Origin of the sequence: Vibrio sp. RW (assembly GCF_027587105.1) — a bacterium.
Lineage (GTDB): Bacteria > Pseudomonadota > Gammaproteobacteria > Enterobacterales > Vibrionaceae > Vibrio > Vibrio toranzoniae.
The window spans coordinates 107,305-132,317 of the sequence record NZ_JAPPTM010000006.1 but is presented as its reverse complement, the minus strand read 5'-3'; the positions used below and the strand labels follow the sequence as shown (position 1 = coordinate 132,317).

22 protein-coding genes and 1 pseudogene are annotated in these 25,013 nt (G+C 43.2%); 11 read left to right on the top strand and 12 right to left on the bottom strand.

The features are described 5' to 3' along the window. Nucleotides 1–27 precede the first annotated feature (27 nt). Nucleotides 28–840 (top strand): AraC family transcriptional regulator, encoded by an 813-nt coding sequence (locus OCT63_RS07480; protein WP_269983480.1) that lies wholly within the window; start codon nt 28–30, stop codon nt 838–840. Nucleotides 841–1,050: 210 nt separating this feature from the next. Here OCT63_RS07480 and OCT63_RS07475 read toward each other — a convergent pair whose 3' ends face one another. Further along, nucleotides 1,051–1,956 carry a LysR family transcriptional regulator gene (locus OCT63_RS07475; protein WP_269983479.1) on the bottom strand — a complete coding sequence of 302 codons (906 nt, stop codon included), beginning with the start codon at nt 1,954–1,956 and terminating at the stop codon, nt 1,051–1,053. 135 nt (nt 1,957–2,091) lie between these two features. Between OCT63_RS07475 and accD the strand changes: the two genes are divergently transcribed. Both accD and OCT63_RS07465 read left to right on the top strand, forming a co-directional pair. Further along, nucleotides 2,092–2,952, top strand: a complete 861-nt coding sequence (gene accD / locus OCT63_RS07470; RefSeq protein WP_060467866.1) for an acetyl-CoA carboxylase, carboxyltransferase subunit beta — start codon at nt 2,092–2,094, stop codon at nt 2,950–2,952. A gap of 190 nt (nt 2,953–3,142) precedes the next feature. Further along, nucleotides 3,143–3,385 (top strand): hypothetical protein, encoded by a 243-nt coding sequence (locus OCT63_RS07465; protein ID WP_269983478.1) that lies wholly within the window; start codon nt 3,143–3,145, stop codon nt 3,383–3,385. Nucleotides 3,386–3,523: 138 nt separating this feature from the next. Here the strand turns inward: OCT63_RS07465 and OCT63_RS07460 are convergent, their stop codons facing one another. After that, nucleotides 3,524–5,335, bottom strand: coding sequence for a PLP-dependent transferase (locus tag OCT63_RS07460; RefSeq protein WP_269983477.1), 1,812 nt, complete (start codon nt 5,333–5,335; stop codon nt 3,524–3,526). Nucleotides 5,336–5,467: 132 nt separating this feature from the next. Here OCT63_RS07460 and OCT63_RS07455 point away from each other — a divergent pair, with 132 nt between their 5' ends. The 5 genes from OCT63_RS07455 to folM all read left to right on the top strand — a co-directional run bounded on the left by OCT63_RS07455 (nt 5,468) and on the right by folM (nt 8,860). Next, a complete protein-coding gene (locus tag OCT63_RS07455) occupies nt 5,468–5,923 on the top strand; it encodes an Lrp/AsnC family transcriptional regulator (RefSeq protein ID WP_012604166.1) in 456 nt (151 codons plus the stop codon). A gap of 558 nt (nt 5,924–6,481) precedes the next feature. After that, complete coding sequence (gene folK / locus OCT63_RS07450) at nt 6,482–6,979, top strand: 2-amino-4-hydroxy-6-hydroxymethyldihydropteridine diphosphokinase (RefSeq protein WP_269983476.1); 498 nt, start codon at nt 6,482–6,484, stop codon at nt 6,977–6,979. A gap of 141 nt (nt 6,980–7,120) precedes the next feature. Next, nucleotides 7,121–7,498: a dihydroneopterin triphosphate 2'-epimerase gene (folX, locus tag OCT63_RS07445; RefSeq protein WP_161686542.1), complete on the top strand. Its 378-nt coding sequence runs from the start codon at nt 7,121–7,123 to the stop codon at nt 7,496–7,498. A 10-nt stretch (nt 7,499–7,508) separates the two neighbouring features. Further along, entirely contained in the window at nt 7,509–8,147 is a 639-nt protein-coding gene (gene folE, locus OCT63_RS07440) for a GTP cyclohydrolase I FolE (RefSeq protein ID WP_161679255.1), read from the top strand. Then, complete coding sequence (gene folM, locus OCT63_RS07435; protein WP_269983475.1) at nt 8,144–8,860, top strand: dihydromonapterin reductase; 717 nt, start codon at nt 8,144–8,146, stop codon at nt 8,858–8,860. The genes folE and folM overlap by 4 nt, the downstream gene beginning before the upstream one ends. Nucleotides 8,861–8,904: 44 nt before the next feature. Here the strand turns inward: folM and OCT63_RS07430 are convergent, their stop codons facing one another. Beyond that, nucleotides 8,905–9,777 carry a patatin-like phospholipase family protein gene (locus OCT63_RS07430; RefSeq protein WP_269983474.1) on the bottom strand — a complete coding sequence of 291 codons (873 nt, stop codon included), beginning with the start codon at nt 9,775–9,777 and terminating at the stop codon, nt 8,905–8,907. Nucleotides 9,778–9,860: 83 nt separating this feature from the next. Continuing rightward, nucleotides 9,861–10,199: a cytosolic protein gene (locus tag OCT63_RS07425; protein WP_161753617.1), complete on the bottom strand. Its 339-nt coding sequence runs from the start codon at nt 10,197–10,199 to the stop codon at nt 9,861–9,863. 316 nt (nt 10,200–10,515) lie between these two features. Between OCT63_RS07425 and OCT63_RS07420 the strand changes: the two genes are divergently transcribed. Continuing rightward, nucleotides 10,516–12,024 (top strand): DUF3360 domain-containing protein, encoded by a 1,509-nt coding sequence (locus OCT63_RS07420; protein ID WP_269983473.1) that lies wholly within the window; start codon nt 10,516–10,518, stop codon nt 12,022–12,024. A 105-nt stretch (nt 12,025–12,129) separates the two neighbouring features. Here the strand turns inward: OCT63_RS07420 and OCT63_RS07415 are convergent, their stop codons facing one another. Beyond that, a complete protein-coding gene (locus OCT63_RS07415; RefSeq protein WP_269983472.1) occupies nt 12,130–12,978 on the bottom strand; it encodes a hypothetical protein in 849 nt (282 codons plus the stop codon). A 396-nt stretch (nt 12,979–13,374) separates the two neighbouring features. After that, nucleotides 13,375–13,647: pseudogene (locus OCT63_RS07410) on the bottom strand (alpha/beta fold hydrolase); the annotation flags it as partial. 143 nt (nt 13,648–13,790) lie between these two features. On the opposite strand from OCT63_RS07410, the gene OCT63_RS07405 reads away from it, so the two are divergent. Next, nucleotides 13,791–14,492: a hypothetical protein gene (locus OCT63_RS07405; protein WP_136993505.1), complete on the top strand. Its 702-nt coding sequence runs from the start codon at nt 13,791–13,793 to the stop codon at nt 14,490–14,492. Continuing rightward, the gene (locus tag OCT63_RS07400; RefSeq protein WP_269983471.1) at nt 14,482–16,800 is read left to right on the top strand and encodes a DEAD/DEAH box helicase; all 2,319 of its coding nucleotides are present in this window, start codon (nt 14,482–14,484) and stop codon (nt 16,798–16,800) included. Before OCT63_RS07405 ends, OCT63_RS07400 begins: the two co-directional genes overlap by 11 nt. Before the next feature lie 205 nt (nt 16,801–17,005). Here the strand turns inward: OCT63_RS07400 and OCT63_RS07395 are convergent, their stop codons facing one another. The 6 genes from OCT63_RS07395 to OCT63_RS07370 all read right to left on the bottom strand — a co-directional run bounded on the left by OCT63_RS07395 (nt 17,006) and on the right by OCT63_RS07370 (nt 25,012). Further along, nucleotides 17,006–17,737 carry a hypothetical protein gene (locus OCT63_RS07395; RefSeq protein ID WP_269983470.1) on the bottom strand — a complete coding sequence of 244 codons (732 nt, stop codon included), beginning with the start codon at nt 17,735–17,737 and terminating at the stop codon, nt 17,006–17,008. Nucleotides 17,738–17,792: 55 nt separating this feature from the next. Then, nucleotides 17,793–18,479 (bottom strand): hypothetical protein, encoded by a 687-nt coding sequence (locus tag OCT63_RS07390; protein ID WP_269983469.1) that lies wholly within the window; start codon nt 18,477–18,479, stop codon nt 17,793–17,795. Nucleotides 18,480–18,791: 312 nt separating this feature from the next. Continuing rightward, nucleotides 18,792–21,215, bottom strand: a complete 2,424-nt coding sequence (gene pheT / locus OCT63_RS07385) for a phenylalanine--tRNA ligase subunit beta (RefSeq protein WP_269983468.1) — start codon at nt 21,213–21,215, stop codon at nt 18,792–18,794. A gap of 18 nt (nt 21,216–21,233) precedes the next feature. Beyond that, the gene (gene pheS / locus OCT63_RS07380) at nt 21,234–22,217 is read right to left on the bottom strand and encodes a phenylalanine--tRNA ligase subunit alpha (protein WP_004734764.1); all 984 of its coding nucleotides are present in this window, start codon (nt 22,215–22,217) and stop codon (nt 21,234–21,236) included. Between the two features lie 217 nt (nt 22,218–22,434). Further along, nucleotides 22,435–23,544, bottom strand: coding sequence for a GGDEF domain-containing protein (locus OCT63_RS07375; RefSeq protein ID WP_269983467.1), 1,110 nt, complete (start codon nt 23,542–23,544; stop codon nt 22,435–22,437). A gap of 235 nt (nt 23,545–23,779) precedes the next feature. Next, nucleotides 23,780–25,012 (bottom strand): hypothetical protein, encoded by a 1,233-nt coding sequence (locus tag OCT63_RS07370; protein ID WP_269983466.1) that lies wholly within the window; start codon nt 25,010–25,012, stop codon nt 23,780–23,782. Nucleotide 25,013 lies beyond the last annotated feature (1 nt).

Genomic DNA, 25,013 nt, shown 5'->3' with positions numbered 1-25,013 from the left:
ACAATAAACAATGAATAGTGGCCAACCGTGAAGTGCGAAAAGCAAGGAACAAACTGTGATTACAGTGAATGGGAAAATGGTGCAACATTAATAGTCAAGGAGTGGCAACATGAACGAAGTGATTTTAATCATTTAGATAAACGGCCGCATAACTGGCACACGCATTATCGAGGCCAGCTACTCTGTATAGATCAAGGGCTGATACAAGTTAAAACTGATGAAGGGACTTGGGTATTACCGCCCCACCGTGCTGGATGGATACCACCAGGTGCGATGCACAGTGTGTATTTTTGCGGGTCTTTAAAGGGGCGATCACTGCTATTTACCCCTGAGAGTTGCAATCAGTTTCCAACCAAACCTTGCGTGATCGAAATGAGGGATGTCTTGAAAGCCCTGTCGAGCAGAGCATCCACCTGGAGTAAAACCGAGGAACTTTCTGCTCAAAATTTACGAATCCTTGCCGTTATTTCTGATGAAATCTGCAAAAGCCCTCACGAATCACTTTATTTTCCACAGCCTAAAGATCCACGGCTACAAAAGGTAACCCAAGCGATTTTAATTGATCCAAGCAGTAAGAACCCTGTCGAGCATTGGGCAAGTATAGGAGCTATTTCATCTCGAACATTAAGAAGGTTGATTCGGAATGAGTTAAATATGAGTTTTAACGAATGGCGGCAACAAATACTGCTAATACATTCGTTAGAAATGATGGCGCGCGGGGAGTCAGTTGGAGATGTTGCGTATGCTCTTGGTTATGCAACGCCAAGTAATTTTATCGCAATGTTTCGTCGGGTTTATGGTGAATCACCCACGCGTTACTTTTCCAACCGTGGCATATAATGACCACACCCATTTAATTCATGGCAACTTCCATCTCAAAGCACCTTCTATCTAAATAGAGTCCTTTTTATCAACACTTTACCATTGATGACTAATCATTCGATTCTCCTATGACAAGTGCCTGAGCAAGTGTGCCGTTCTAAAGCCATTACAACAGATGATCTCGCAGCTCTTTTTCAATCTGTAGGCTCATAGCCTCCGTATTTTATGTTATTTTTGCACGTCTAGGTTTGCTTGACGCTGTAGGTGTTCAATGAATATTGGCACCTTTTTCGCTATGTGTTTTCTAGAAGCATAAAAGGCATACAACACTAGGTCTTCAGGTTTGTATTCAAGTTCCATAACTTCCAGATAGCCAGCATCTATTTCATCGCGACAGAATTCGGCAGGGAGTATCGCAAACCCCAATCCAGCCAATGCGCCTGCTTTAGCAAGCTGCCCACTGTTGACCTTAAACGCAGATTGCACCCTTTGCGTGATAAGTTCACCTGTTAAGGATTTGAAAACCCAAGGAGTCCCGTTCAATGCGGTAAAACTGTTAATGCAAGGTACGTGTTTCAAGTCGGTAATCTTGAAAGGTCTAAGGGATGTTTTCAGAAGTTTAGGAGCCACTACAACAGCACTTGGCCAGCGTTTGATCTCCTTGGCTATCCAATTATTGTCTTCGAGCTTCCCTCGGTGAAAACTCAGAATAACGTCAAAGCCGTCCACAAAGTCTTCTTTAGGGCTGATGTTCGTATCACAACACAATGAAATGGAAGGGTGCTGGGTACAAAAAGAAACGACAGCTTGGGCTAACTCCGGTGAATCTGGCATGAGTACGTTGAGCTGCCCCATCACCTCACGAGAATGTTGTGTGACCTCCTCAAGCGCATCATTGAGTTTATCCAACAGAGGCTGAGTTCGCAGATAGAGGTGTTCCCCTGCTTCTGTCGACGCAATTCGGCGAGTCGTTCTATCGAATAATCGAACGTCTAGTTGCTCTTCTAACAAAGCGATGTGGCGACTGACGTTTGAGGTCGGCAAACATAAAAACTCCGCCGCTTTTTTAAAACTATTGTTCTCATAAACACAGTGAAAGCTTTTAAGCCACTGTTGGTCAATTTTTTCAAGCATTACATCAACTCCTCCTATCTCACCAGCCCCACACATCCCATTAAATGGGATTATAAAGTCAATATTAGACACTTTATTACCAATAACAGGCTTATACAATGCTAATCACTAGAGCGATTAGAATAAGGTCTCGCCATGAGCTGGTTAGAAAAACTGTTAGATAAAAAGAAGTTAATAAGTACACGTAAGACATCAATCCCCGAAGGGGTATGGACCAAATGCCCATCCTGTGATCAGGTCCTTTACCGCATTGCCCTTAAGGAGAACCTGGAGGTGTGCCCTAAATGTGAACACCACATGCGAATGACAGCACGTCTTCGTTTGGATACATTTTTAGATAAAGGCGAAAGAACTGAGTTAGGCAAACAACATGAGCCGAAAGATTTACTCAATTTTAAAGACAATAAACGCTACACAGAGCGCCTTGCCCTAACCCAAAAAAGCACAGGCGAAAAAGATGCATTAGTCGCAATGCAAGGAGAGCTGCTCGGAATGCCTGTTGTGGCGTGCGCTTTCGAGTTTTCTTTTATGGCAGGATCTATGGGATCGGTTGTCGGTGCTCGATTTGTGGACGCTGTTAATCAAGCAATTGCATCAAACTGTGCACTGGTTTGCTTTTCCGCGTGTGGTGGTGCCCGCATGCAAGAGTCACTGATGGCGTTAATGCAAATGGCAAAAACAAGCGCGGCTTTAAAGCGACTATCCGAAGCCAGATTGCCTTATATTTCAGTATTAACCGATCAAACCTTTGGCGGTGTCTCGGCCAGTTTAGCAATGCTTGGTGACATCAATATTGGTGAACCCAAAGCGCGAATTGGGTTTGCAGGGCGAAGAGTGATTGAACAAACAGTACGAGAAAAATTGCCTGATGATTTTCAACAAAGTGAATTCTTACTAGAGCATGGCGCTTTAGATATGATTGTTGATAGACGTGATATGCGTAAACGTGCCGCCAGACTCATCGCGATGATGACCAACACACAAATTCAAGCTTAAGATTAGCAAGCTATTCCGTAATTTATCTTTGCTCCTTTTTGAAGTAAACCGTATCCTATTACATGTCATTAGATTACTGTACTTACACTAGCCTCTTATGGTTAAAATGCCTTTGGGTACACACGATAAAATTATAAATACTCGCGGCCGTTGTCAGAGAGACTCTCCATTTAAAACGAAAAGACTTACTATGAATTTTGATATCAATGCACTGAAACACCACCAACTAGTCGAAGATGGTCAACTAGAAGGGTGTTACATTCATCAGCCAGTACAAGGCAGTCAACAAGACGATAAGGCGGTTTTAGAAGAGCGCCAAGCGCTGGAAAGCCAAGGATATAAAGTCGTTCAAGTTAAAGCAAAAGGCGGAACAACTACGTTTGCCGAGGCTATGCAAGAGCTTGCGAAAAAGACAGGCCACCAGCCAAAATAGTAAGCAACTTGGTAAACCAGTATGGTCACTAGGTTCTATATCGAGAAAGCACCCTACCGACGATTGAGTCAGCAGGGTGCTTTTTTATTTACGGCCTTTTAACTGACTGAGCTTACAAGTTTTTCTTACTGACCTAAGTCATTGAGTAAGCTGACTGAAATTCGGCAAGCTCTTCACAAACCTTTGGTGTACATCCATATAGGTTTGCATATAGATTTCATCGATACTGTCACCACTCGGGAAACTCGATGAGAAGTCGGCATGCTTGTGGTCAATCGACAATTTAGCAGCCTCGATAATATGAGCAATGAACATTCGAGGGTCTTCCAAGCCAATCGAGATACGCATTGTAGTCGGTTTAATGCCAGCTTCATTAAGCGCTTCATCACTGAGCTCTGAATGCGTGGTCAGTGCTGGGCACAAGGCCACGGTGTTGGTTTGCCCTAAGCTCACTTGCATACCGATTGCGGGCTCAAGCATGTCGAAGAACTGTTTGAACCCATCTCGATTGATTGGCGCACGATTGCCGTTACCTTCCATATCGATAGTAAACAGCGCTGCTGGTAGCCCTAAGTACATGTTGTTCTGGCAATGTTCATAGTTATCACTGTCTGGCAAAGCTGGACACGACACATTGATGTCTGGGTGAGCATCAAAAATCTTCGCGAGAGTCAGGGTGTTGATGGTCTTTTGCACCACACGCATCTCATAGGTTTTCATACCATTGAGCACTTCAAACGCTTTGTCTGCGTCTAAGAACGCGCCTTTAATGTAATACACATTCCAAAACAGGGTTTCCTTCCATGGAATGATTGCCTCATCACCGTTAGGTTTAGTAAAGGTGACCTCCTCCCCTTTTGGCACAAACATGGTCTCGTTACGGCCAATCACGACTCCAGCGGTTGTAATGCCTGAACCCGCCAGTTCTTTGGTGTAGGAATGAATGACATAATCAGGTCTTTCCATCACATCATCACGTTTTAATATTGGGTGAAGTAATGGCGTACCCACAGTCGAGTCGACAATCACGTCCCAACCACGAGAGTGACCAGCTTTACTGATGCTAGCAACATCTAACACGTAGCCATGTGGGTTACACGGTGACTCTAGGTATACGTAGATTTTCTTACCTGCGGCGAGGCGATCAGCGTATTTTTCGGCAACCTCATCAAGTCGAGTAGCAAACTCACTTCCGGAGTAGCCATCGACCCACTCTACCGCGACATTCAAGTTCGAAGGCTTGCCAAACCAATCTTCCAATAACTGATAAGAACCGCCGTAGATGTTGCGTGAGGCCAAAACAATGTCTTCATGCCCAAGTAAATGGCTCAACAACCCATCAATGGCCGCCATACCCGAGTTAAAGTTCCATGCGAGGTACTCGTTGGCTCTAGAACCGGCCTCAATATCAACCATATGATTAGCCAGTGAAATCGAGGTTGGGTTAAGCAGTCGAGAGTAAATATCGTGCAGCGGCTCTTTACCGTTGAAGGCGTCTTCAATCCACTCTGTACACGCAAACAAATAGGTCGCGGTGCGCGTAATCACAGGGCTTGCCGAGAAGATAGCCGCCACATTATCGAAGATAGGATACGCACCTTTAGAGGCAAAGTTACCATTGTTAGTAGCGATAGATTGGTAAGTGGCGCGCATTGGGTTTTGCAGATTATCAAGGATCTTCGCGATCTGGAATGACAAAAAACGTTTGGCGTTAAACCAAGCTATTCGGTCGCTTTTGTCGAGTTCTGAAAGTCCATCAACCGTCAATGCCCAAAGGTCGTGTGTCTTGGTGTTGGCTTGGTACAGCGTTGTAGCCAGTTCAATCAGCGTGATACCGTAATCACTATCTGGGTCGATACCAAAGTGTTTTGCTTGCTCAATGGCAAGGGCTTCTGCTTGTTCGTGTTTGGTCGTTTTACGCAGCGGGCTAAGTTGAGTTGACGTGTTCATAGTTCAATCCTTTGTTATACCTCCTTTAATTTTAGTGTTGTGCAGATATTGAAAATTGCGATTTGCGAAGTAAGACCTACACTTTGAGCAATAATATTGCTAAACAAATTCCAATATTGATGGAACATGCCAATGGACGAGATCGACAAGAAAATACTGGCTGAACTGCAAAGCAACGCACGGCTGACTAATCAAGAGTTGGCCGATCGAGTGGCGCTATCACCCTCTCCTTGTTTACGCCGAGTTCGAGCTCTGGAGAAACAAGGGATTATTCGCGGCTATCACGCCAGTGTTGACCAAGAAGCGTGTGGTCTGCCTGTGAATGTGTTTGTGTTGGTAAAGCTCGAAAAGCCGACTGAAGAAAACATGCGAGACTTTGAGCAACACATTGAGGTGATTGATGAAGTGTTGGAGTGCTTTTTGATGACAGGCAATCACGACTACCTGTTGCATGTAGTGAGCGAGTCACTCAAAAGCTACGAGCAGTTCATCCGTAAACAATTAACTCGCTTGCCCAATATCGCGTCTATTGAATCCAGCTTCGCCTTTGGCCAGGTAAAAACAAAGACCAAGCTGCCAGTGAGGTAAATGGAATGCCAGTATGTTATGGCTGGCATTCGTGTTAATACGACTACCTATGTATTACTGAGCATGAAATGTAGAACAAAGCTCCACACTCCCTAGTTACCGTACCACTTAGACGAAATGCAATAGATAACTAAAACCAAGAGCAGTCATCGTCGTCAAATAGCAAACATCATCCAAGTTGAAGCGCAAATTCATAAACGTAAATAGAGTCATAATATCCCCTTACTGTTAGTTCCCAGGAATAACTATTCAATCAATATGCCACTTATTTAAGCTTTTGATATAAAAGGATTAGGGCTTAGTTAGACCTAATCCTTCGAATCAGATGCACACCTTTGATGCAGTGGTTTCACCATTTTATAACGCAGATCACATAAAAAGCATCTCATCCGAGCTAGCCGACCAAGTTTCACTTAATCGCCATCATTGCCTTAGTGCGCACACAAAAAATTCACTAAAGAAGCGTATTTTTATTTTATCTTCCTGCCATTAAAAGGGTACATAGCTGATCTTCAACGCGATTTGGACGTATAGGCTCCTTAAAAAGGAAGGAAAACTATGGCCAACGTCTATGTCAGCATCGGAAGTAACATTAACCGAGAACACCACGTCACAGAGTCTCTCAAGGCATTGCACGACCGCTTTGCACCTCTGAATATTTCTAACTTCTACGATTGCGAGCCTGTTGGGTTTGAAGGGGATAACTTCCTTAACCTAGTCGTTGGATTCGAATGTGACCTGACTGTCGCAGAGCTGGTTAAGGTTCTACATCAAATCGAATCAGAGAACGATCGCCAGCGCCAAACCAAAGCGTATGCCTCACGTACGATGGATATCGACATCCTTCTTTATGGCAATCAAGTAGGCATTATCGATGGCGTAGAACTGCCGAGAGGCGAAATCACCGAGTACGCATTTGTGCTCAGGCCATTAGTTGATATTGCCGCGCAAGAACGTCACCCCACCCTAAATATCTCGTTTCAGCAACTCTGGGAAAGCTTCGATCAGCAGAGTCAGAAAACCGAACCCATCTCTTTCGAGCTCAGTTTCACTTAGCCTTTACACGACTAAAAAAAGAACGACTGCAACAGGAACAACTGTAAAAGGAACGACTGAAATCTTAATCGCGTGACTTTACTGATCTTTTCTTAAAACAAGTACGTAACTGACTTCACTTTCTAAGGATTGGACACTGTTATGAATCACAACGCCATTATCACCATTACGAACCTGAGACTAAGAACCTTCATCGGTTTCAACGAAGAAGAAAAGTCGAAGCAGCAAGACATCGTTATCAATGCAGAAATCCACTACCCCGCTAACAACCTTTGTCTCTCTGATGATGTGGACAACGCGCTTAACTACAAAAACATCTGTAAGAAGATTATTAAACACGTCGAATCCGGAAGGTTTTTGCTTTTGGAAAAGCTAACCAGCGACGTCCTCGGCATTTGTATCGACCATCCATGGGTGCGATACGCTCAAGTGAGAATCGACAAGCCTCATGCACTACGTTTTGCCGACTCTGTCTCGCTCACCCTGAGCTATGAAGCAGACAACGACAAGAATTCTTAAGGAGAGAGTCATGCTGAATACAGAAGCCGAAAAAGTAAGAGAAGCTTTGCTCGCAAAAGGACTTGAAACCCCAATGACTGCGAGCGAAATGAACCCCAACCAAAAGTACAACCGCATCAAAGGGCTTTTAACGGAAGTGGTGAGTACGCTTGGGTTGGATTTAACCGATGACAGCCTTGCTGAAACACCTCATCGCATTGCAAAGATGTACGTACATGAGATCTTTTCAGGGCTAGATTACAACAACTTTCCAAAAGTCAGTGTGATAGACAACAAAATGTCGGTTGATGAAATGGTTAAGGTATCAGACATCAACTTAACATCGACGTGCGAACATCACTTCATTACCATCGATGGTTTAGCGGAAGTGGCCTATATTCCTGAAAACAAGATTCTTGGGCTGTCTAAAATCAACCGTATTGTTCGATTCTTCGCCCAGCGCCCTCAAGTTCAAGAACGTCTTACCCAGCAGATCCTGGTCGCGATACAGACTTTGGTTGAAACAGAAAACGTGGCCGTGACGATTAAAGCAACCCACTATTGCGTTAAATCCAGAGGCGTCATGGATGCAAACTCTGAAACCTCAACAACCGCGCTCGGTGGCATTTTCAAAACTAATCCTCAAACCAGAGCTGAGTTTTTACGATGAGTGAAACGATACTAATAACCGGCGTGGGAAAAAGACTCGGCTTCGCACTGGCGCAGCAACTTTTAGCGGATGGATACAAAGTGGTTGGCACCTACCGCAGCGACTATCCTCACCTGCAACGATTGCGTGACACTGGAGCCGACTTGCAGCAGGTCGACTTTTATCAACAAAGCAGCCTAGAGCGTTTTCTTCATTATGTCGGCCAAGAATATAAGACACTCAGAGCCGTCATACACAATGCTTCCGACTGGAAACCCGAGAACAAGCAAGATCCCAGCGAAAATGCCTCACAAATCATGCATCAGATGATGACGATACACGCTACCGTGCCTTATCTGTTCAATTTAACACTCAAAGACCAACTGATGTCTGGTGATCAAACTTCAGACATCATCCACATCAGTGATTACGTTGCGGAAAAAGGCAGTAAAAAACACATCGCTTACGCCGCCAGTAAAGCGGCGCTCAACAACCTGACGTTGTCGTTTTCAGCAATGCTGGCTCCCAAGGTGAAAGTAAATACCATCTCCCCAGCCATGATTAAGTTTAATGATCATGACGATGAGGCATACAAAACCAAAGCACTGCAGAAAGCTCTGATACCCGCAGAAGCGGGCTTTGAGGAAATAATAGAGGGCATCAAGTTCGTTTTAGCCAGTCACTACATGACAGGAAGAACCTTGCACCTAGATGGCGGCAGGCATTTGAAGTAAAGGTATTGCATTTTCTTCTATCTAAAACGGCTGTAACCTGCCCATTAAAGTCGGTTGCCCAGTTTAGCTTGCGCCAAATGGTAACCTCTATCTATCATCTCTTGTGAGCGATAAAACTCTAAAGTGCCACAGGCATTACGTGGGATCTCAAGCGTGATATCGGCGGGGTAAGCGGCCAACTTTTGGCGAGCAATGGTCGATTGCATCGCATCAAATGCTTGGTTGGCAATATCGTAAAAAGCAAAGTTGAAGCTCATTTTGCTTTTTACACTGCTACCGAGATTATCGATAAAATGAACCACCTTCTCATGCAGCTTGCTCTCTTTTGTTGGCAGGGAAACCGGCATCACTTCCTGTTTAACCATTTCAGGTTCACCCCCTAAATTCACAGCCAGTGTAAAGTCTGTATTATCACCAAAGGTAGGCGCAATCGGTACGGGATTGAGAACGCCGCCATCAATCAGCACTTCTCCATTGATAACGTGAGGGGTCAAGAACAGTGGTAACGAGATAGAGGCACGAATAGCATCAAACAGAGAGCCTGATTGCAGCCAAACCTCTTTTTCATCGGCGACGTTAGCGGCAACGGCGGTATAAGGGATAGGCAGATCTTCAATTGAAATCTCACCGATCAGTCCACGCAGAGTGTCGATGATCTTGTCCCCTTTGAACATACCACTCGATTGCCATGAAAAGTCCAACAGCATCGCCATATCCCCTTGGTCGATACTGGTGACCCACTCTTCAAACTCATCCAACTTGCCCGCCGCGTAGACACCACCGATAAGTGCGCCAATTGAACAGCCAGAAATGGATTTTATCTGATAGCCATGCTCAACTAACCAACGGATGACTCCAACATGAACCAAGCCTCTTGCGCCACCACTGCCAAGTACAAGTGAGATCGTTTTTGCCATCGTATTAATCCTTTAGTTTTTAATTTTAGGGGAGCTAACTCGCCGATTTACCAATTCGCCAATCTCAATTCACTGAATTACTCTCAGTTCATTCGGGTAATAAAGGTTTGCTCGTCATCGACAAAAGCCACATAGTCGCCGTGGTAGATAAACACCCGACCACGCCCTTCAACGATACACGCAAGCTGTGGGTTCAAATCTTCTTCAAGATCTTTACTTTGATACGTGCCGGTATCGGTGATCACACCGCGGAGTGTCGGTAGAAATCCATAGCTGCGCTTGGCTTGATCAATCAGGCTCAATTCACTGGTGGTAGAAAAGTAAGATGGAATTGGACCAGCATCTTCGATAAACATCGGTTTGAGTTCTTCAAAAGCTGTAATCACCAGCCAGTCGATGCCGTTAACATGATGGATAAACATTGTTTATAAATACCTAGTTTCTCGATAATTCAGATGCGGGGATTCTATCATTATCAAGTACAGAACGTGGGAGAAATTAAGGAGCGACAAATAATCAGACACACACTATCTACAAAGCCTAATACTTGTCGACTTACTCTACGACTAATGTCTAACTGTCTGAGACTGTTTGTTTTTTTTGGTTTGATATAAGGTACTAACAACTAAATGTTAATGAATTTTTAATTATAAGTTGACGCATTGTTTGCGCTTCTGCGTGAGTCAATAACGTTTGTTGGAATAACACATCTTAGATGTGTGAGCGAAAGGAATCAGAATGAGCACTACTTTAGAGTCCGTAAATATACGACCAGATAAGCCTCAAACCAACGAGGACGAACTCACTTATGAACAACAACACAAACCAAGATCGGAATTTGAATCCCGCGAACAATATTTAGAGCATGAGTTACAAATCATGGCGCCTAAACGCTGGCGTCCCAATTTGCCGTTTAAAGATTATCGATTTGAGATAGAAGACACCATCCCAGCGATGGCCGCTACCATTGGTAAAGTGGTTATGGTGGGAGCGATTGCTGCCACCTTTGCCGGGGCGCTCGGGCTAAATGAAGGCTTTATTTTAGAAAACGTTCGTTATGAACTACTCATCGCCTCTGTTTTCATCATTCTATTCTCTGGCTTTTTATTGCCGACTGCTAACCTCGCCGGTACACACGGTCCACTCATCCCTTTAATTCCAATTGTCGTTGCAGCTGGCGGACACCCCATGGCCTTTGGGTTACTGATTGGCGCTTTTGGCCTCATCTTAGCCATCAGTAAAGGTGGCAGCATGTTGGCCAACCTCACCAGTAAAGGCGTGTGTGGCGGCTTATTGCTCTACCTCGGTTTTGTTGGAACCGCCTCTCAAGTTAAGAAACTGTTCGCTTGGGCTGAGGGAATCGGTATGAGCCATATCGCGTTTGTCGTGATCTTTTGCACCATTATCTTGTACGCGCTATTGGAACACTTCCGCAAACGTTGGTTAGCCGTCCCTCTTAGTTGCTTACTGGGTGGTACGATTGCGTTTGCCATGGGTGCGCCATTTGCTTTCCACACTGAGCCAGGCTTACCTAACATGAACCCTATGTATTGGTGGGGAGAAGATACAGGTTGGATGCTAGGCCTACCGACGATTGAACACTTCATGGTGGTATTGCCGTTTGCGATTTTAGCCGTCGCGATGTGGTCGCCAGATTTCTTAGGGCATCAAGTATTTCAAAAAATCAGCTATCCAGAACGTACCGAAAAAGTACATATGAACATTGACGACACCATGACCACGGCTTCGATTCGTCAAACGTTCGGTTCTCTGCTTGGCGGTACTAACTTTACGTCTTCATGGGGTACTTACATCGTACCGGCGGCGATTGCGAAACGCCCTATTCCTGCTGGCGCTTTGCTGACGGCTCTGTTCTGTATCATCGCCGCAGTTTGGGGCTACCCAATGGATCTAGCGATATGGCAACCCGTACTTTGTGTTGCGCTCATTGTTGGGGTATTTGTTCCGTTGCTAGAAGCTGGAATGGAAATGACGCGTGAAGGAAAAACCACGCAATCGGCAGCGATTGTTGTATTTTCTTCAGCGCTCGTTAACCCCGCATTTGGCTGGTCTCTCACCATGCTGTTAGATAACTTAGGCCTGATAGGTTGTAAAGAACGTAGCGGTAAACTGAGTAAAATGAGCCGTTGGGTGTTGCCTGGCATTATGTTTATTGTACTAAGTGGTGTGATGGCGTTGGTTGGTCTTCTACCAGGAGTACCAGCGATTATCCCAAGTTTTCGTTAACCTCTAAATAAGAGTTATTGAATATTTGGCCCTTGCTTTTATTAAGTTTTGGTCGGAATACAAAAGGCCTCGCACGCGCGAGGCCTTAGTTTAATAAAGATATATCTATTGCTGAATAACTTCGCACTTGGTTTCATCTAAACCAAGCCCTTTTGCAGTTAACTGACATTGCTCTTTAATGTCTGTTATCTGGTTCTCCCACTGCTGATCAAAAGATGGAAGTGAATTACTGTTGATAGTTGCGAAATACTGATCGCGCATTAATAAAAAGTTTGACCTAATAGCCTGTTGATCAGCATAAACCTTAACAGCCTTAGTGAGCAGCGTTGCGATATCTTTCGGGTCGTATGATATTGACTGTCGACCATCCTTATCTGCCCCACCGAGGGTAATTTGATACAAGATGTCATAATAATCACGCTGAATACGATGCACTTGTTTCTGATATCTATCGTAACTGGCTTCTTTTACGGCCTTGTTTAGCTTATCAATATTATCTTCCGTAAATTCATTAAGTATTTCAAAGGTATTGTTTTTTATTATTTCCGATTTGTCCTTCTGCGATTGCACAATAATTGAGTATGAAAGCTCATTGAGACGCAATGCCCTGCTCAATGCTAATTGTTTTGCTTGCGGTGAAATAACAAAGTTGATGATATCGTCCGCATTAGGCTTGGTGTTGGCGTACACTTCTTTAATATCAGTGACCTGTTTCACTTGAAAGTCGGACATAAGTGTTGAGTTAGTTAGTACATCTCCTTGTACAAATTTAGGTAAAGGCCTTGGAGCACACCCGATAACGGAATCTAGGGCTCTCGCGCCTAACGTAAGTTCGTTGCTAAAAACTTCAGTAAGTTGGTCGTTGTAAGGTTGGCACCAAGATTTGTCTGCAACTTCGTTTGTAGACACACACCCAGCGAGTAATAAAACGATTAGTGTTAGATACTTATACATAAGAAATCTCTTTATCTGACGTTGAATTTAAAGCCTCCCCACATGATGAAAGGTGCTGTTAAAGTTATTTTTATCAGTAAAGAGGTCATTACAGGTTAGATTAACCATTAACAGACAAGTGTGATACCTGTTGTACATTTAGCAGTGAAGATATAAATATTTCGTATGTTCGATACCTAGTTTGTATGTGACGTACATACCCCTCGAATGGAGTGACCCGATCTCTTGAGATATAAAAATGAGGGGGAGAACATTCTTTGCCGCTGAACATATAGCAGCACTTGTCACGATCGGTATTCAGTTCCTCCTTCTTTCCCGCTACCAACAAGAGGTTGGAGATGTAAACCAAGGGAAGGTTAGGAGGGGATTATCAGCCTACTCTCACGTACGACCGCCCTACCTCACTGACTTAACCGCTTTCATCAACGTTGTGTTGAACTGCTGTGGTTGCTCAAGCATTGGGAAGTGGCCTGAGTCTTCAATGTAGTAAATGCTGTAATCCTTGATGTGTTTCTTGTTCGCTTCTGAATCCGTTGGCCATAGGCGAGCGTTAACCAATATTACTGGCACATTCACGTTCTCATACACGCGGTGGGCTTCGCCTGTTACGTATTGACCTAGATAATGGCGGAACTGGTTTATCGCGATAGCTGGCGGTGCTGATGCCGTACGTAGTGACAACAAATAGATTATATTTGCCAATTCTATGACTATTATCAGATTAACAGCCTGAAGAATATACGAAACATTGCGCTATGCAATTGATTTATGCACATTGATTACCAGTACGATTACCAAGGTTAATCTATAGAATGAATCTAACTGACAAAACAACTTACGATATGTCTTCACACGGCTGTACAGCAAAAGTACATTCGATTTTGATTAACATAGAAAACATACATACCAGAGCAACAGAAATGATTTCTGTAATACAAGACGTGTGTTGGCTTAACGACCTTAGCCCAGTAGCAAAGCATTCGTATGAAGCTCGAGCAGAAAGAACCATTGCCAAAATGGTCAACAACATCCTAAATATGGTTGAAGACGAATTAACCGAGGATTTTGGGGAGTTCATGGTTTCAGCTTCGGCTCAAGATGCACTCGTAGAAGCTTTCGGGCATATAAAAGTACCGTTGGCTGAGTTATTAAAAGAGAAAATCTCGGGGAATCCCGGCTTTGACTTTCATACGGAGACTAATACCGAACTTGTCGCGTTCGGCGAAGCGAAATTTAGCGGAGGTAGTAACCCTTATAGAAATGCACTAGAGCAAATAGCAAAGTTTATTTCATTAAAAAAGGGAGATGCTGAGCTCGTTGATCTTCAAAATTTCGTATCTGAGGGGGCTATCAACAATGCTTTATCTAAAAGGTCTGCCTTCGTTGCTGCATTTTCTATAAACGGTAAAAAGCCTCAAGCTATAATGTCTAATGCCTTTAAAAGTCAATATCTAACTAACCTTTTACAGCAAGATGAAATCTATTTAATTGGAGTAACTGTCCGTGATAAATGATTTAATTAGAGGCGAATCTATTGAAGAAATTCTTAAGCACGCTTTATATGAGATCCATACAAATGGGCCAATCTCAGCTCTTACATTCGAGAAGCTAGCATACATTAAAAAATTCCATTCTGAGCAGTTCAAAAAGTACGAAAATAAGCTTATTTCAGCGACAGGATTATTTTATAAAACTGAAGAGCCCAAAAGTGTTCTTGAGGAGTTTTACTCAATTTATTCAAAATCAATCTATGATGAAGTTGGCCATACTTTTACAGCTACTCAAGCTAGCGCCTTTAGAGAGATAAAAAACAATAGATATTTTTCATTTTCTGCACCAACAAGTAGTGGTAAGTCATACTTATTTAGAGAACTAATCCGAAGTACTGAAAATGACATATTAATAATAGTCCCGTCTAGGGCTCTTATTGCTGAATATTACAATGAGGTTGTCAGTTTAGTTGACAAGGAAACTCTCGTACTTCAGTTTATTGAAAATATAAACACTTCAAAGTCAAACCGAAGAATATTTATAGTTACGCCAGAAAGAGCGTCAGAGATTCTCAAGTATAGTAATACTTTTAAGATAGACTTATTTCTAATGGACGAAGCCCAAATTTCAGAAGAAGATATTCGGGGAATGACATTTGATGCTCTAGTACGTAGGCTTGATAGAGCATTCCCGAATGCAAAAAAAGTATTTGCTCATCCTTTCGTCAACAACCCTGAAGCTCAGCTCAACAAGCATGGATTTTCACAACTGTCCTTGGCAAAAAATTATAATTTATATACAGCAGGAAAAATATTTATAACAATTGGACCTGACAAGAAATTTCAGTTTTTCTCACCTAATACTAAGTCGGAAAAAGTTAAAGTTGATGAAGATCTAGTAGGTAAAACTGTTGAGAAAGGAGGTTCACTTTTAGTTTATATATCAAAAAATAAAATATATGAAGGTCGACATTTAATTGACTTCCAAAAATATATAGACCTTTGTCCAATACTGACCGATCCTGCTGCAAATGTATTAATAGATAAATTAAAAAGTTTTATAGGAGCATCTACAGCACCTCGAAATGAAAAATACTCACTACTAATTGACTTAATGTCACGAGGGATCGTAATACATCATGGTTCGATGCCACTTAAAGCTCGCCTAATGGCAGAAGACTTTATACGAAAGGGCCATGCGAGAATTTGTTTTGCAACCTCTACCCTAGTACAAGGTATTAATATGCCTTTTGACGTGGTGTGGATTGACAACTTCAATAACATGACCCCTATTACTTTAAAGAATTTAATAGGACGCTCAGGCAGAACAACACAAACAAAGGGGCTATTTGATTTTGGATATACCGTAGTAAAACAATCAAATGTTGAAACATTTTCAAAACGATTTAGGGAAGCGGTAACTTTAAACGAAAGAAGTAAACTTGATTTAGAAATAGATGATATTGATGTCGATCTACGTGATTTAGCCGAATCTATTAAAAATGATACGTTTGATGGGGAGTTGCATCTACCAAGTGCGCAAATTGAACGAATAAAAAAATCAGACTTAGATAAAGAAATTAAGTATATCTTGAACAAGTTAATGAACGTCGACAAACCAATCACCGGGGGAGAATACTATTCACTGTCAGATAGCGTTAGAAAAAAAGTCAAGTCAAATTTTAAAAAGCTATACTCAATACACCTTCGAAGAACATCATTAAATAAAGCTGAAGCCTCTGTATTAAGTGCTGCTATCCCAATTATGCTTTGGCATATCCAAGGAAGATCATTTGCGGAAATAGTATCTCTAAGATACAGTTTTCTATCTCAAAAAGACAAACAAAGACAAATATTCTCCCGTATAAAGAAGCAGGAAATTAGCGCAGAGCAAGGGAGTGCTGAGATAAAAGGACTTAAAGTTAGATATTCTCCAATAGCAGCTTCAATACCAAATACTAAGCTAAAAGGAGCATCTCTATTTGGAGAGTATCAATCAGTAAAAGATATCGATTACGATATCGTTATATATGACACTTACGACTACCTAGATAAGGTTGTTTCATTATCAATGAATGATCCTATCTCAGCGGCACTTGAAATTCATTTTGAAAAAACCAAAGATTTACGGGCGATTTATTTACAAAACTATCTTAGATATGGCACTAACGATGATACGGAAATCTGGCTTATTAGATATGGATTTTCATTTGAAGATATTTCTTGGTTGAAGCCTCATATTGAAAGTATCGATTCATCTAGTATTGTATTTAAAGACTCCATAGAAAACCTTTCTAAAGAACAAAACGAGCTAATTAAAAGATATATTTAGTTAATACCTATAATTTTTACAAAAAGGCCTCGCAATGCGAGGCCTTTGATTCTTCTATCTATCAAAAGAGATTAGTCACGAAGTGCTGCGCCGAATTTCTCTGAGATTGAAGCTACGATAGCATCTACTGAACCAGCGATGTCTGCACCTTCAAATGTATACCCTAGTGCTCGATGAACAGTACCATCGAAATATCAAGCAATTACTACACGTATGTTGATAATTCATTGATCAAGTTGAACCGTGGTATTTTTCCCCCACTGACGTGGGCTGCTAACTGAGCATTGTATGCTTCCATACACTTGGCGTATTGAGGTTCGCGAAGCTTTTCAACATCAACAAAGGTTTTTGTCACAACACGACCGACAAACGTGCATTTCACATCACTAGTCGATGCTGTAAACCACATTCCCAACAACTTTCCATTACTAATATATGGCAGCGCAGTATCAATTGAATTCAGTCCGGGAGTCCGCCATTTCTCGTGAATATTGATAATTTTTTGAGGTTCCCCAGTCAAAACATACTTAGTTTGTTCATGGATTGCTTTTGCAACAGCTTCTCTTGGACTCTTGGTTTTCAATCTTTGAATCAGACGTTGAATTGAATGTCTTGAAAATCTCATATCACTATCATAGATCGAGTATTTTCCATTAACTCTTGCTAAATATGCACCAGCAAACATTTCCTTTCTTTGGTCATACATTACAAACATAGCTAAACACTCTCTATCACCAATATAGAAGCCCGAAACATTTCCATTTTTAAAAACAGCTTTGGTTTTTTTCTGTAAGTTTTTCAAACCACCATGGCTAACGATATTAATACTACCTAAATTTTCAACACACTCTCGAGCCAACCTCTTCATTGCACCTCTAGCAAGAGACTCATCAATTGTAAGAGGATCAAGCTCTAACTTACCTATAACCTGTACCATTTTGATTCCTTTTCATACTCTAGAACACTAGCTAAGCTAAAGTGAATGATTCTGGCTAAGCCAAGTGCGACCAAACACTAGAACCAGGACTGATTCCGCTAGTCTTATTCTTAGGAAAGGCTCGACTGAGTGCTGTGGTAGCTGTTGTGTTATACACACTCACAGAGCGAACCCAGTCTGATACATAAGTTTCAAAGTTTGCATGGATTAAACGGTGGTCGGATAAGCAATATCCCGTTGAGCGATAAAAATGTCCGAGAGCAATAAGTAAGGCTCCCTTGATTTGAAAATCTTCCTTGTCATCTTTCAATGCATTCCAGCCTAGTTCTTTTATATACTCGGTATCCAAAGCCCAGTTTAAAATTGACCATTTTGCATTTATATTGATGCCGTCATGATTAAGCCCAGAATCAAAAGCATCTAACAAAGTAGATAAAACAATAGGCTTTAAATCTTGGTTTGGGTGATGTCGTTCAATAGTTGAACGGCTATGCTCAATTCCTGCAATGCCCGCATCACTTTCAATAAAGCTAATTAAAAATTGTCGAGCAAACTCTTTAGGGCTAACGGAAAGTTTGGATTGATTAGCATGGGAGTTTTGTAAAGCGTAATAGGAAGCAAAACCTGCTTTCTTCGAGGTCACTTCAAGAGCTTCAGAGTGAGATATACCTAACTCTTTCTTGAGGTGCTTTGCAGATTTTTTAACGTTGGAAATGAATGAGGATGTTATAAGTTTTGACATTGTCTTATTTCTCCATGCGAAAGCTGCGTCAATTCACCCCTAATTTCACTTTTCCGCAAATGGTAATAAGATCAAAGTTATATTGTTTACTTTTGCATGGTTCTCGAAAGAATTCGCCTAGTTGGGGTGGGCAAGCTTCCACAAAGCTTGAGCAAAAAATATCTCAGCCAGAATTCTGAGTCAACAAACTTTAATGTAATTTATCTAATGTACTTTAAACAAATTGTTATTTAGTGCGCTACGTCACTAGTTCTCAAAAAACAAAAAGGCCTCGCAATACGAGGCCTTTGGTTTTCTATCTATCAGAAGAAATTAGTCGCGAAGTGCTGCGCCGAATTTCTCTGAGATTGAAGCTACGATAGCATCTACTGAACCAGCGATGTCTGCATCTTCTAGTGTGCGCTCTACAGACTGTAGGCTAAGTGCGATTGCTAGGCTCTTCTTACCTTCTTCAACGCCTTGACCAACGTATACGTCGAACAGTTTAGCACCTGTTAGGAATTCGCCACCAGCAGCGATACACGCTTCAACGATGTCGCCAGAAGCTACTGCTTCGTCAACAACAACGGCGATATCACGACGGTTTGCAGGGAACTTAGATACGGCTACTGCTTCTGGAAGCACGCGAGTGTTGATAGCTGCCCATTCGATTTCGAATACGATAGTGCGGCCGTTAAGACCAAACTTACGCTCTAGTTCTGGGTGAACAGTACCAATGATACCCACTTCTTTGCCGTTAGCCATAATCACTGCTGATTGACCCGGGTGAAGTGCTGGGTTGCGCTCTTTTGCTTCAGAAGAAAGGGCTTTGAAGCTGTATGCGATTTCGTTTGCAGAAAGCTCAAGAACGGCTTCTAGGTCACCTTTAAGATCGAAGAAATCTACAGTGTTAGTTGCAATGTCCCAGTGCTCTTCGCCACGAGTACCAGAGATAACGCCCGCAAGCATCATTTCTTGGCGCATGCCGTTTTCAGCAGTTGCTTCAGGGATGAAACGTAGGCCTGATTCGAATAGACGAACGCGAGACTGTTGACGCTTCTGGTTGTGAACAACTGTGTTTAGAAGACCTTGGATTAGACCAAGACGCATTGCTGACATGTCCGCAGAGATTGGGAATGGCAGGATTAGCGGCTCAACACCAGGTACAACAAGTTTTTGCTGTTCTGGTTCTACGAAGCTGTATGTGATTGCTTCGTGGTAGCCACGGTCTACAAGAAGGTCACGAACGCGCTTAAGCGGTTGGTCAGCTTCTTTGTGGTCATTCATTTTAAGTGCCGCTTTAGGCGCTTGGTTTGGAATGTTATCGTAACCGTAGATACGACCTACTTCTTCAATTAGGTCTTGCTCGATTGCGATATCAAAACGCCAAGATGGAGACGTTGCCGTCCAACCAGCATCAGTGCTTTCAACTTCACAACCTAGGCGAGTAAGAATTTCCACTACGTCTGTAGATGGGATTTCGTGACCTAGTAGGCTGTCTAGCTTAGCGCGACGTAGAGCAACTACGTTTGCTTTAGGAAGATCAGCTTCAGATTCGCTGCCGTTTACTGGCGCAACTTCACCACCGCAGATTTCAACTAGAAGCTGTGTTGCACGCTCCATTGCTGCTGCTTGAAGTGTTGAATCAACACCACGTTCGAAACGTAGAGAAGAATCTGTGTGAAGGCCGTAAGCACGTGCGCGACCACGGATGTGATCCGGTGCGAAGAATGCTGCTTCAAGAAGTACGTCTGTCGTTTCAGTCGTAACACCTGAATCTTGACCGCCAAAAATACCAGCGATTGCTAGTGCTTTGTTGTGGTCAGCGATAACAAGTGTGTTGCTGTTTAGTTCAGCTTCGTTGCCATCTAGAAGTGTTAGCTTTTCGCCCTGCTCTGCTAGACGAACCACGATACCGCCTTCGATCTTAGCCAGATCAAATGCGTGCATTGGTTGGCCTTGCTCTAGCATCACGTAGTTTGTGATGTCTACAACTGGGTCGATTGAACGGATACCACAACGGCGCAGTTTCTCTTGCATCCAGATTGGAGATTCCGCTTTCACGTTTACGTTCTTAACCACACGGCCAAGGTAACGTGGACAAGCATCCGTTGCTTTGATTTCAACAGATACTGTGTCTTCAATGCTTGCTGCAACAGCTTCAACTGTTGGCTCTGTAACGTCTGCGCGGTTTAGTACGCCAACTTCACGAGCAAGGCCACGGATGCTGAAGCAGTCTGCGCGGTTTGCTGTTAGGTCTACGTCGATAGTTACGTCGTTAAGCTCTAGAAGCTCACGAACGTCCATACCTAGCGTTGTGCCTTCTGGCAGCTCAAGGATGCCATCAGACTCTACGTCGATACCTAGCTCAGAGAAAGAACAAAGCATGCCGTGCGATGGAACGCCACGTAGTTTTGCTTTCTTGATTTTGAAGTCACCAGGAAGTACTGCGCCAACTGTTGCTACTGCTACCGTTAGGCCAAGACGACAGTTAGATGCACCACATACGATGTCTAACAGCTCTTTATTACCGTCTGCATCAACAGCGCCGATATCAATTTTAGTTACTTGTAGTTTGTCTGCGTCTGGGTGCTGACCGCACTCAACCACTTTACCTACTTTAACGCCGGTGAATTCACCTGCAACAGGTTCTACATCGTCAACTTCCAAACCAGCCATAGTGATTTGGTGAGCTAGCTCTTCGCTGTTAATTGCAGGTTTAACCCACTCGCGTAGCCAAGATTCACTGAATTTCATAGTTTTGACTGCCCCGGATTACTTGAATTGTTTAAGGAAACGAAGGTCGTTCTCGAAGAACGCACGAAGGTCATTTACGCCGTAACGAAGCATCGTTAGACGCTCTACACCCATACCGAATGCAAAACCAGAGTATTTCTCAGGGTCGATGCCAACAGAGCGAAGTACGTTAGGGTGAACCATGCCACAACCTAGAACTTCTAGCCATTTGCCATCTTTACGTTTCACGTCAACTTCAGCTGAAGGCTCTGTGAACGGGAAGAATGAAGGACGGAAACGCACTTCAACTTCTTCTTCAAAGAAGTTGCAAAGGAAATCGTTAAGAATGCCTTTAAGTTGTGCGAAGTTTACGTTCTCATCAACTAACATACCTTCCACTTGGTGGAACATTGGCGTGTGAGTTTGATCGTAGTCGTTACGGTAAACACGACCCGGAGCAATGAAGCGGAATGGCGGTTTGCCGTTTTCCATCGTACGGATTTGAACACCAGAAGTGTGCGTACGTAGCATTAGATCAGGGTTGAAGAAGAAAGTATCGTGATCAGTACGAGCTGGGTGATCGTCTGCGATGTTTAGTGCATCAAAGTTGTGGAATGCATCTTCGATCTCAGGGCCAGACTCAGTGCTAAAGCCAAGCTCACCAAAGAACTGTTCGATACGCTCAACTGTGCGAGTAACTGGGTGAAGACCACCGTTCTCAATGCGACGACCTGGTAGGCTCACATCGATAGTTTCTTCAGCTAGTTTCGCTTCAAGCTCTGCACGTTGAAGTGCGTCTTTGCGAGCTGCGATCGCTTGTTGAACAGCACCTTTCGCTTTGTTGATCTCTTGACCAGCAGTGCGACGCTCTTCAGGTGGAAGTTTACCTAGGCTTTGTAGTTGAAGAGTGAGTTCACCCTTCTTACCTAAATACTGAACTCGCACTTCATCAAGTGCGACTAACGAATCTGCTGTATCAATAGCAGTCGTTGCATTAGCAATGATCTCTTCTAGATGTTGCATCATTTCCTCATCTACCAGTTGGTAGTGTCCGTATCGGATGATTAGTTTTTTAGATAGCTACACATAGTAATCAAACACGCAACTAATGCCAAATTGAATCGCTAAAAGAACAAGTTATTGACTAAAAACACGGCAAATTTAACAGGACATTAATGAGGAGTAGGAAGAAGTAGAACAATTACAGGTTCCACTTCTTAATTTGGAAATGACCTGAAGGCTAGATCTGAATCGAACAAACGCTGTTCTTCCCCGCATCTTTCGCTAGATAAACGGACTCGTCAGCCGCTTTAATCAATTCATTCATGGTTTCGAATTCTTGGGTCATTTCAGCCACACCGACACTGATGCTGCCAATCCAAGCTTGGTTACCGGTTTCAACCTCTAATTCAGACACTTTCTGTCGCGTCGTTTCTGCGATGTGCATGCCACCATTAAGATCGGTATCTGGGCAAATCACCAAGAACTCATCGCCCCCTAATCGACACACAATATCATCGTTGCGAAACCTATTTTTCAGCTCGTTCGCGAGGGTTTGTAACACCAAGTCACCAGCATCATGTCCACAAGTGTCATTAATGCGCTTAAAGTGGTCGGCATCGATCATAATGCACACCAAAGGCATGCCAAATTCTTTCGATTCTTGCCAATGCAAAGCTAACTGCTTAAAAGCACAACGACGGTTAGGTAATTTAGTGAGTGAATCGGTTAACGAGAGCTCTTCGAGTTTCTTGTTCGCTCGTTTCAATTCTGCGGTACGTTCTTCGACTTTGTCTTCGAGTACTTGATTGAACCGTAACAACTGTTTGTTTCGTTCAGAAACTTGTTCGAATAAGCCTTTAAGCGCGGCCAGTAAAGGGATGGTTGAAGAGTCTTGCTGCTTTTCTTCTGCTTCAAAGGCTTGTTGAGGTGTTGCGCCCTCTTCTATCGCGGCCACTTGTCGCGCCATGTTTTGGTCGATGCCAAGGATGTGGTAAGCAAGCCAATGGATGAGGAAGTCCAGTAGCTGACGTGCTGATGCCTGATCTTCTTCCAAGATGAAGGCTTGCATGCTGTAGATGTCTTGCATAAACACGCGATGCACTTTGATGTGTTCTTCGATGTGTAAGTCATAAACTCCGCACCCTCTCATCAAAGACTCTTCTTCTTTAAAGTGAAACTCAGCATAACTTGTGAGATCAAGTAAAGCGATGCGAATGTCTTCGACTGAGATAGTATTCTCAGACAGCAGGTTTCCGTAGTGGTTGATAAAACCAACAAGGTATTGATGTTGTTCGTCTACGACACCAATACCTGTTTCAAAGTTTTTATCCCAATTAAATGAATTCATAAATTCCTTAGGGCCGATACCACCAGCACAATTTGCATGAATATTCGGAGATTATAGATGCTCGAAAATACAACCATTTTACCTATAGGGCTATTCGATTATTTGATCCATTTTATAAAAAGACGACTTTGAACATTCTAAATATAATTCATCTTAAATTTGAGACGCTCCCCTTAACAAGAGCGCCCCACGAATCCAACATTAACTGATTTGAAACGCTAACTTTTTGTAAATACTAAAAATAGTATTCCAACGCCAATTCAACAAAGTCATCCTTGCGAGCAAAGAACAATAAGTCTTCAGCGGTTTCGTTTTCAAACAACCAAGCGTTCAGTCGCCACTTGAGATTGTTATTGATACGGCTCGACGCTTCGAGTTTTGCACTGTAGACATCGCTGTTATCTAAGTCTTGAGTGATGCCTGTTAATACCTCGGTTCCGTCTACATCGTTTAAGGCGAAACGCGCACCAAGGAACACATCGTTTTGGCCGATGGTTTGGGCGTTATTGCCTCGGCTGTCATACAAGTATTCAGCAATGAAGCCGATGTCCCAATGCGACTCTAGCGCCCCAACCCACGTGTATTCAAAGCCTGTCGCCACGCCAGTGTGGTTGTCGTAGCTGTCGCGATAAATGCTTTCTAGCTTCCACAACCAATCGCCAATAATGCCCTGTACATCAAGCCCGAAATGCTGCATTTGTGCGTAATAGGGCTTAAGCTTATTGCCTTCCACACGGTAATAAGGGTCGCGATTTGTGCCGCCTAAGTAGCTTAAACCGACATCCCAATCGCCGTACATTTGGCTATAACGCAATGCCACATCAACATGCTTTTCTTCTCTTGAAGATTCGTAAAGCGCATCGTCCGATACTGGCACAGTGGGCCTTAAGCGCCCGTCTTCCCCTGCGAAGGTACGTTCACGAAAATACGGAAGCAACATGGCGTCTATGGTTCCCCAGACTTTTATCGAGGTGAAGTGCACCATCGGCTGACCTAGTTTGGATTCACCATTGACCGATTCAATGGCATCGGTTTGGTTTACCACATCGACCAAGTGCGCCGATTCGGTTACGCCCCAGAACACTTTACTAACGCCCGCTCTCAGTTCGTAGTCATCCCAATACGTTAGGTACAGGGCTTCACGAATGTCACCATGGGTTCGCTCGTCGTCTTCACTGTCTAGGCGGTAAAAGGGCGTAAAGGTAAAGCTGCCATTACCCTCTTCTTGCTCCCAATAAAACTCTGGTTGTAACACCAGTGAGCTTTGCCCTTTATCTTGCCCTTGTAAACCGTCGCTAAAGAACTGCCTGTGTTCAAGGTTAACCTGCCCTGCTAGCTGTGGGGTGACCTGTTCTACGAACTCAGAGCTAAACCCACCTGCCACACATGGCAACGACACCTGCATAAGCCCCATGGTCACCACCAAGGTTAAAGATAACTGCGTTCCTGTTGACACAATCCTTTTCATA

Bases quoted from the DNA above. Each gene is read 5' to 3' on its own strand.
- OCT63_RS07395 (WP_269983470.1), bottom strand. From the start codon at position 17,737: ATGGTACAGGTTATAGGTAAGTTAGAGCTTGATCCTCTTACAATTGAT.
- OCT63_RS07465 (WP_269983478.1), top strand. From the start codon at position 3,143: ATGAATTTTGATATCAATGCACTGAAACACCACCAACTAGTCGAAGAT.
- folE (WP_161679255.1), top strand. From the start codon at position 7,509: ATGCTGAATACAGAAGCCGAAAAAGTAAGAGAAGCTTTGCTCGCAAAA.
- pheS (WP_004734764.1), bottom strand. From the start codon at position 22,217: ATGCAACATCTAGAAGAGATCATTGCTAATGCAACGACTGCTATTGAT.
- folM (WP_269983475.1), top strand. From the start codon at position 8,144: ATGAGTGAAACGATACTAATAACCGGCGTGGGAAAAAGACTCGGCTTC.
- OCT63_RS07405 (WP_136993505.1), top strand. From the start codon at position 13,791: ATGAATCTAACTGACAAAACAACTTACGATATGTCTTCACACGGCTGT.
- OCT63_RS07370 (WP_269983466.1), bottom strand. From the start codon at position 25,012: ATGAAAAGGATTGTGTCAACAGGAACGCAGTTATCTTTAACCTTGGTG.
- accD (WP_060467866.1), top strand. From the start codon at position 2,092: ATGAGCTGGTTAGAAAAACTGTTAGATAAAAAGAAGTTAATAAGTACA.
- pheT (WP_269983468.1), bottom strand. From the start codon at position 21,215: ATGAAATTCAGTGAATCTTGGCTACGCGAGTGGGTTAAACCTGCAATT.
- OCT63_RS07375 (WP_269983467.1), bottom strand. From the start codon at position 23,544: ATGAATTCATTTAATTGGGATAAAAACTTTGAAACAGGTATTGGTGTC.
- folX (WP_161686542.1), top strand. From the start codon at position 7,121: ATGAATCACAACGCCATTATCACCATTACGAACCTGAGACTAAGAACC.
- OCT63_RS07390 (WP_269983469.1), bottom strand. From the start codon at position 18,479: ATGTCAAAACTTATAACATCCTCATTCATTTCCAACGTTAAAAAATCT.
- OCT63_RS07475 (WP_269983479.1), bottom strand. From the start codon at position 1,956: ATGCTTGAAAAAATTGACCAACAGTGGCTTAAAAGCTTTCACTGTGTT.
- OCT63_RS07425 (WP_161753617.1), bottom strand. From the start codon at position 10,199: ATGTTTATCCATCATGTTAACGGCATCGACTGGCTGGTGATTACAGCT.
- OCT63_RS07455 (WP_012604166.1), top strand. From the start codon at position 5,468: ATGGACGAGATCGACAAGAAAATACTGGCTGAACTGCAAAGCAACGCA.
- OCT63_RS07430 (WP_269983474.1), bottom strand. From the start codon at position 9,777: ATGGCAAAAACGATCTCACTTGTACTTGGCAGTGGTGGCGCAAGAGGC.
- OCT63_RS07420 (WP_269983473.1), top strand. From the start codon at position 10,516: ATGAGCACTACTTTAGAGTCCGTAAATATACGACCAGATAAGCCTCAA.
- OCT63_RS07460 (WP_269983477.1), bottom strand. From the start codon at position 5,335: ATGAACACGTCAACTCAACTTAGCCCGCTGCGTAAAACGACCAAACAC.
- OCT63_RS07415 (WP_269983472.1), bottom strand. From the start codon at position 12,978: ATGTATAAGTATCTAACACTAATCGTTTTATTACTCGCTGGGTGTGTG.
- folK (WP_269983476.1), top strand. From the start codon at position 6,482: ATGGCCAACGTCTATGTCAGCATCGGAAGTAACATTAACCGAGAACAC.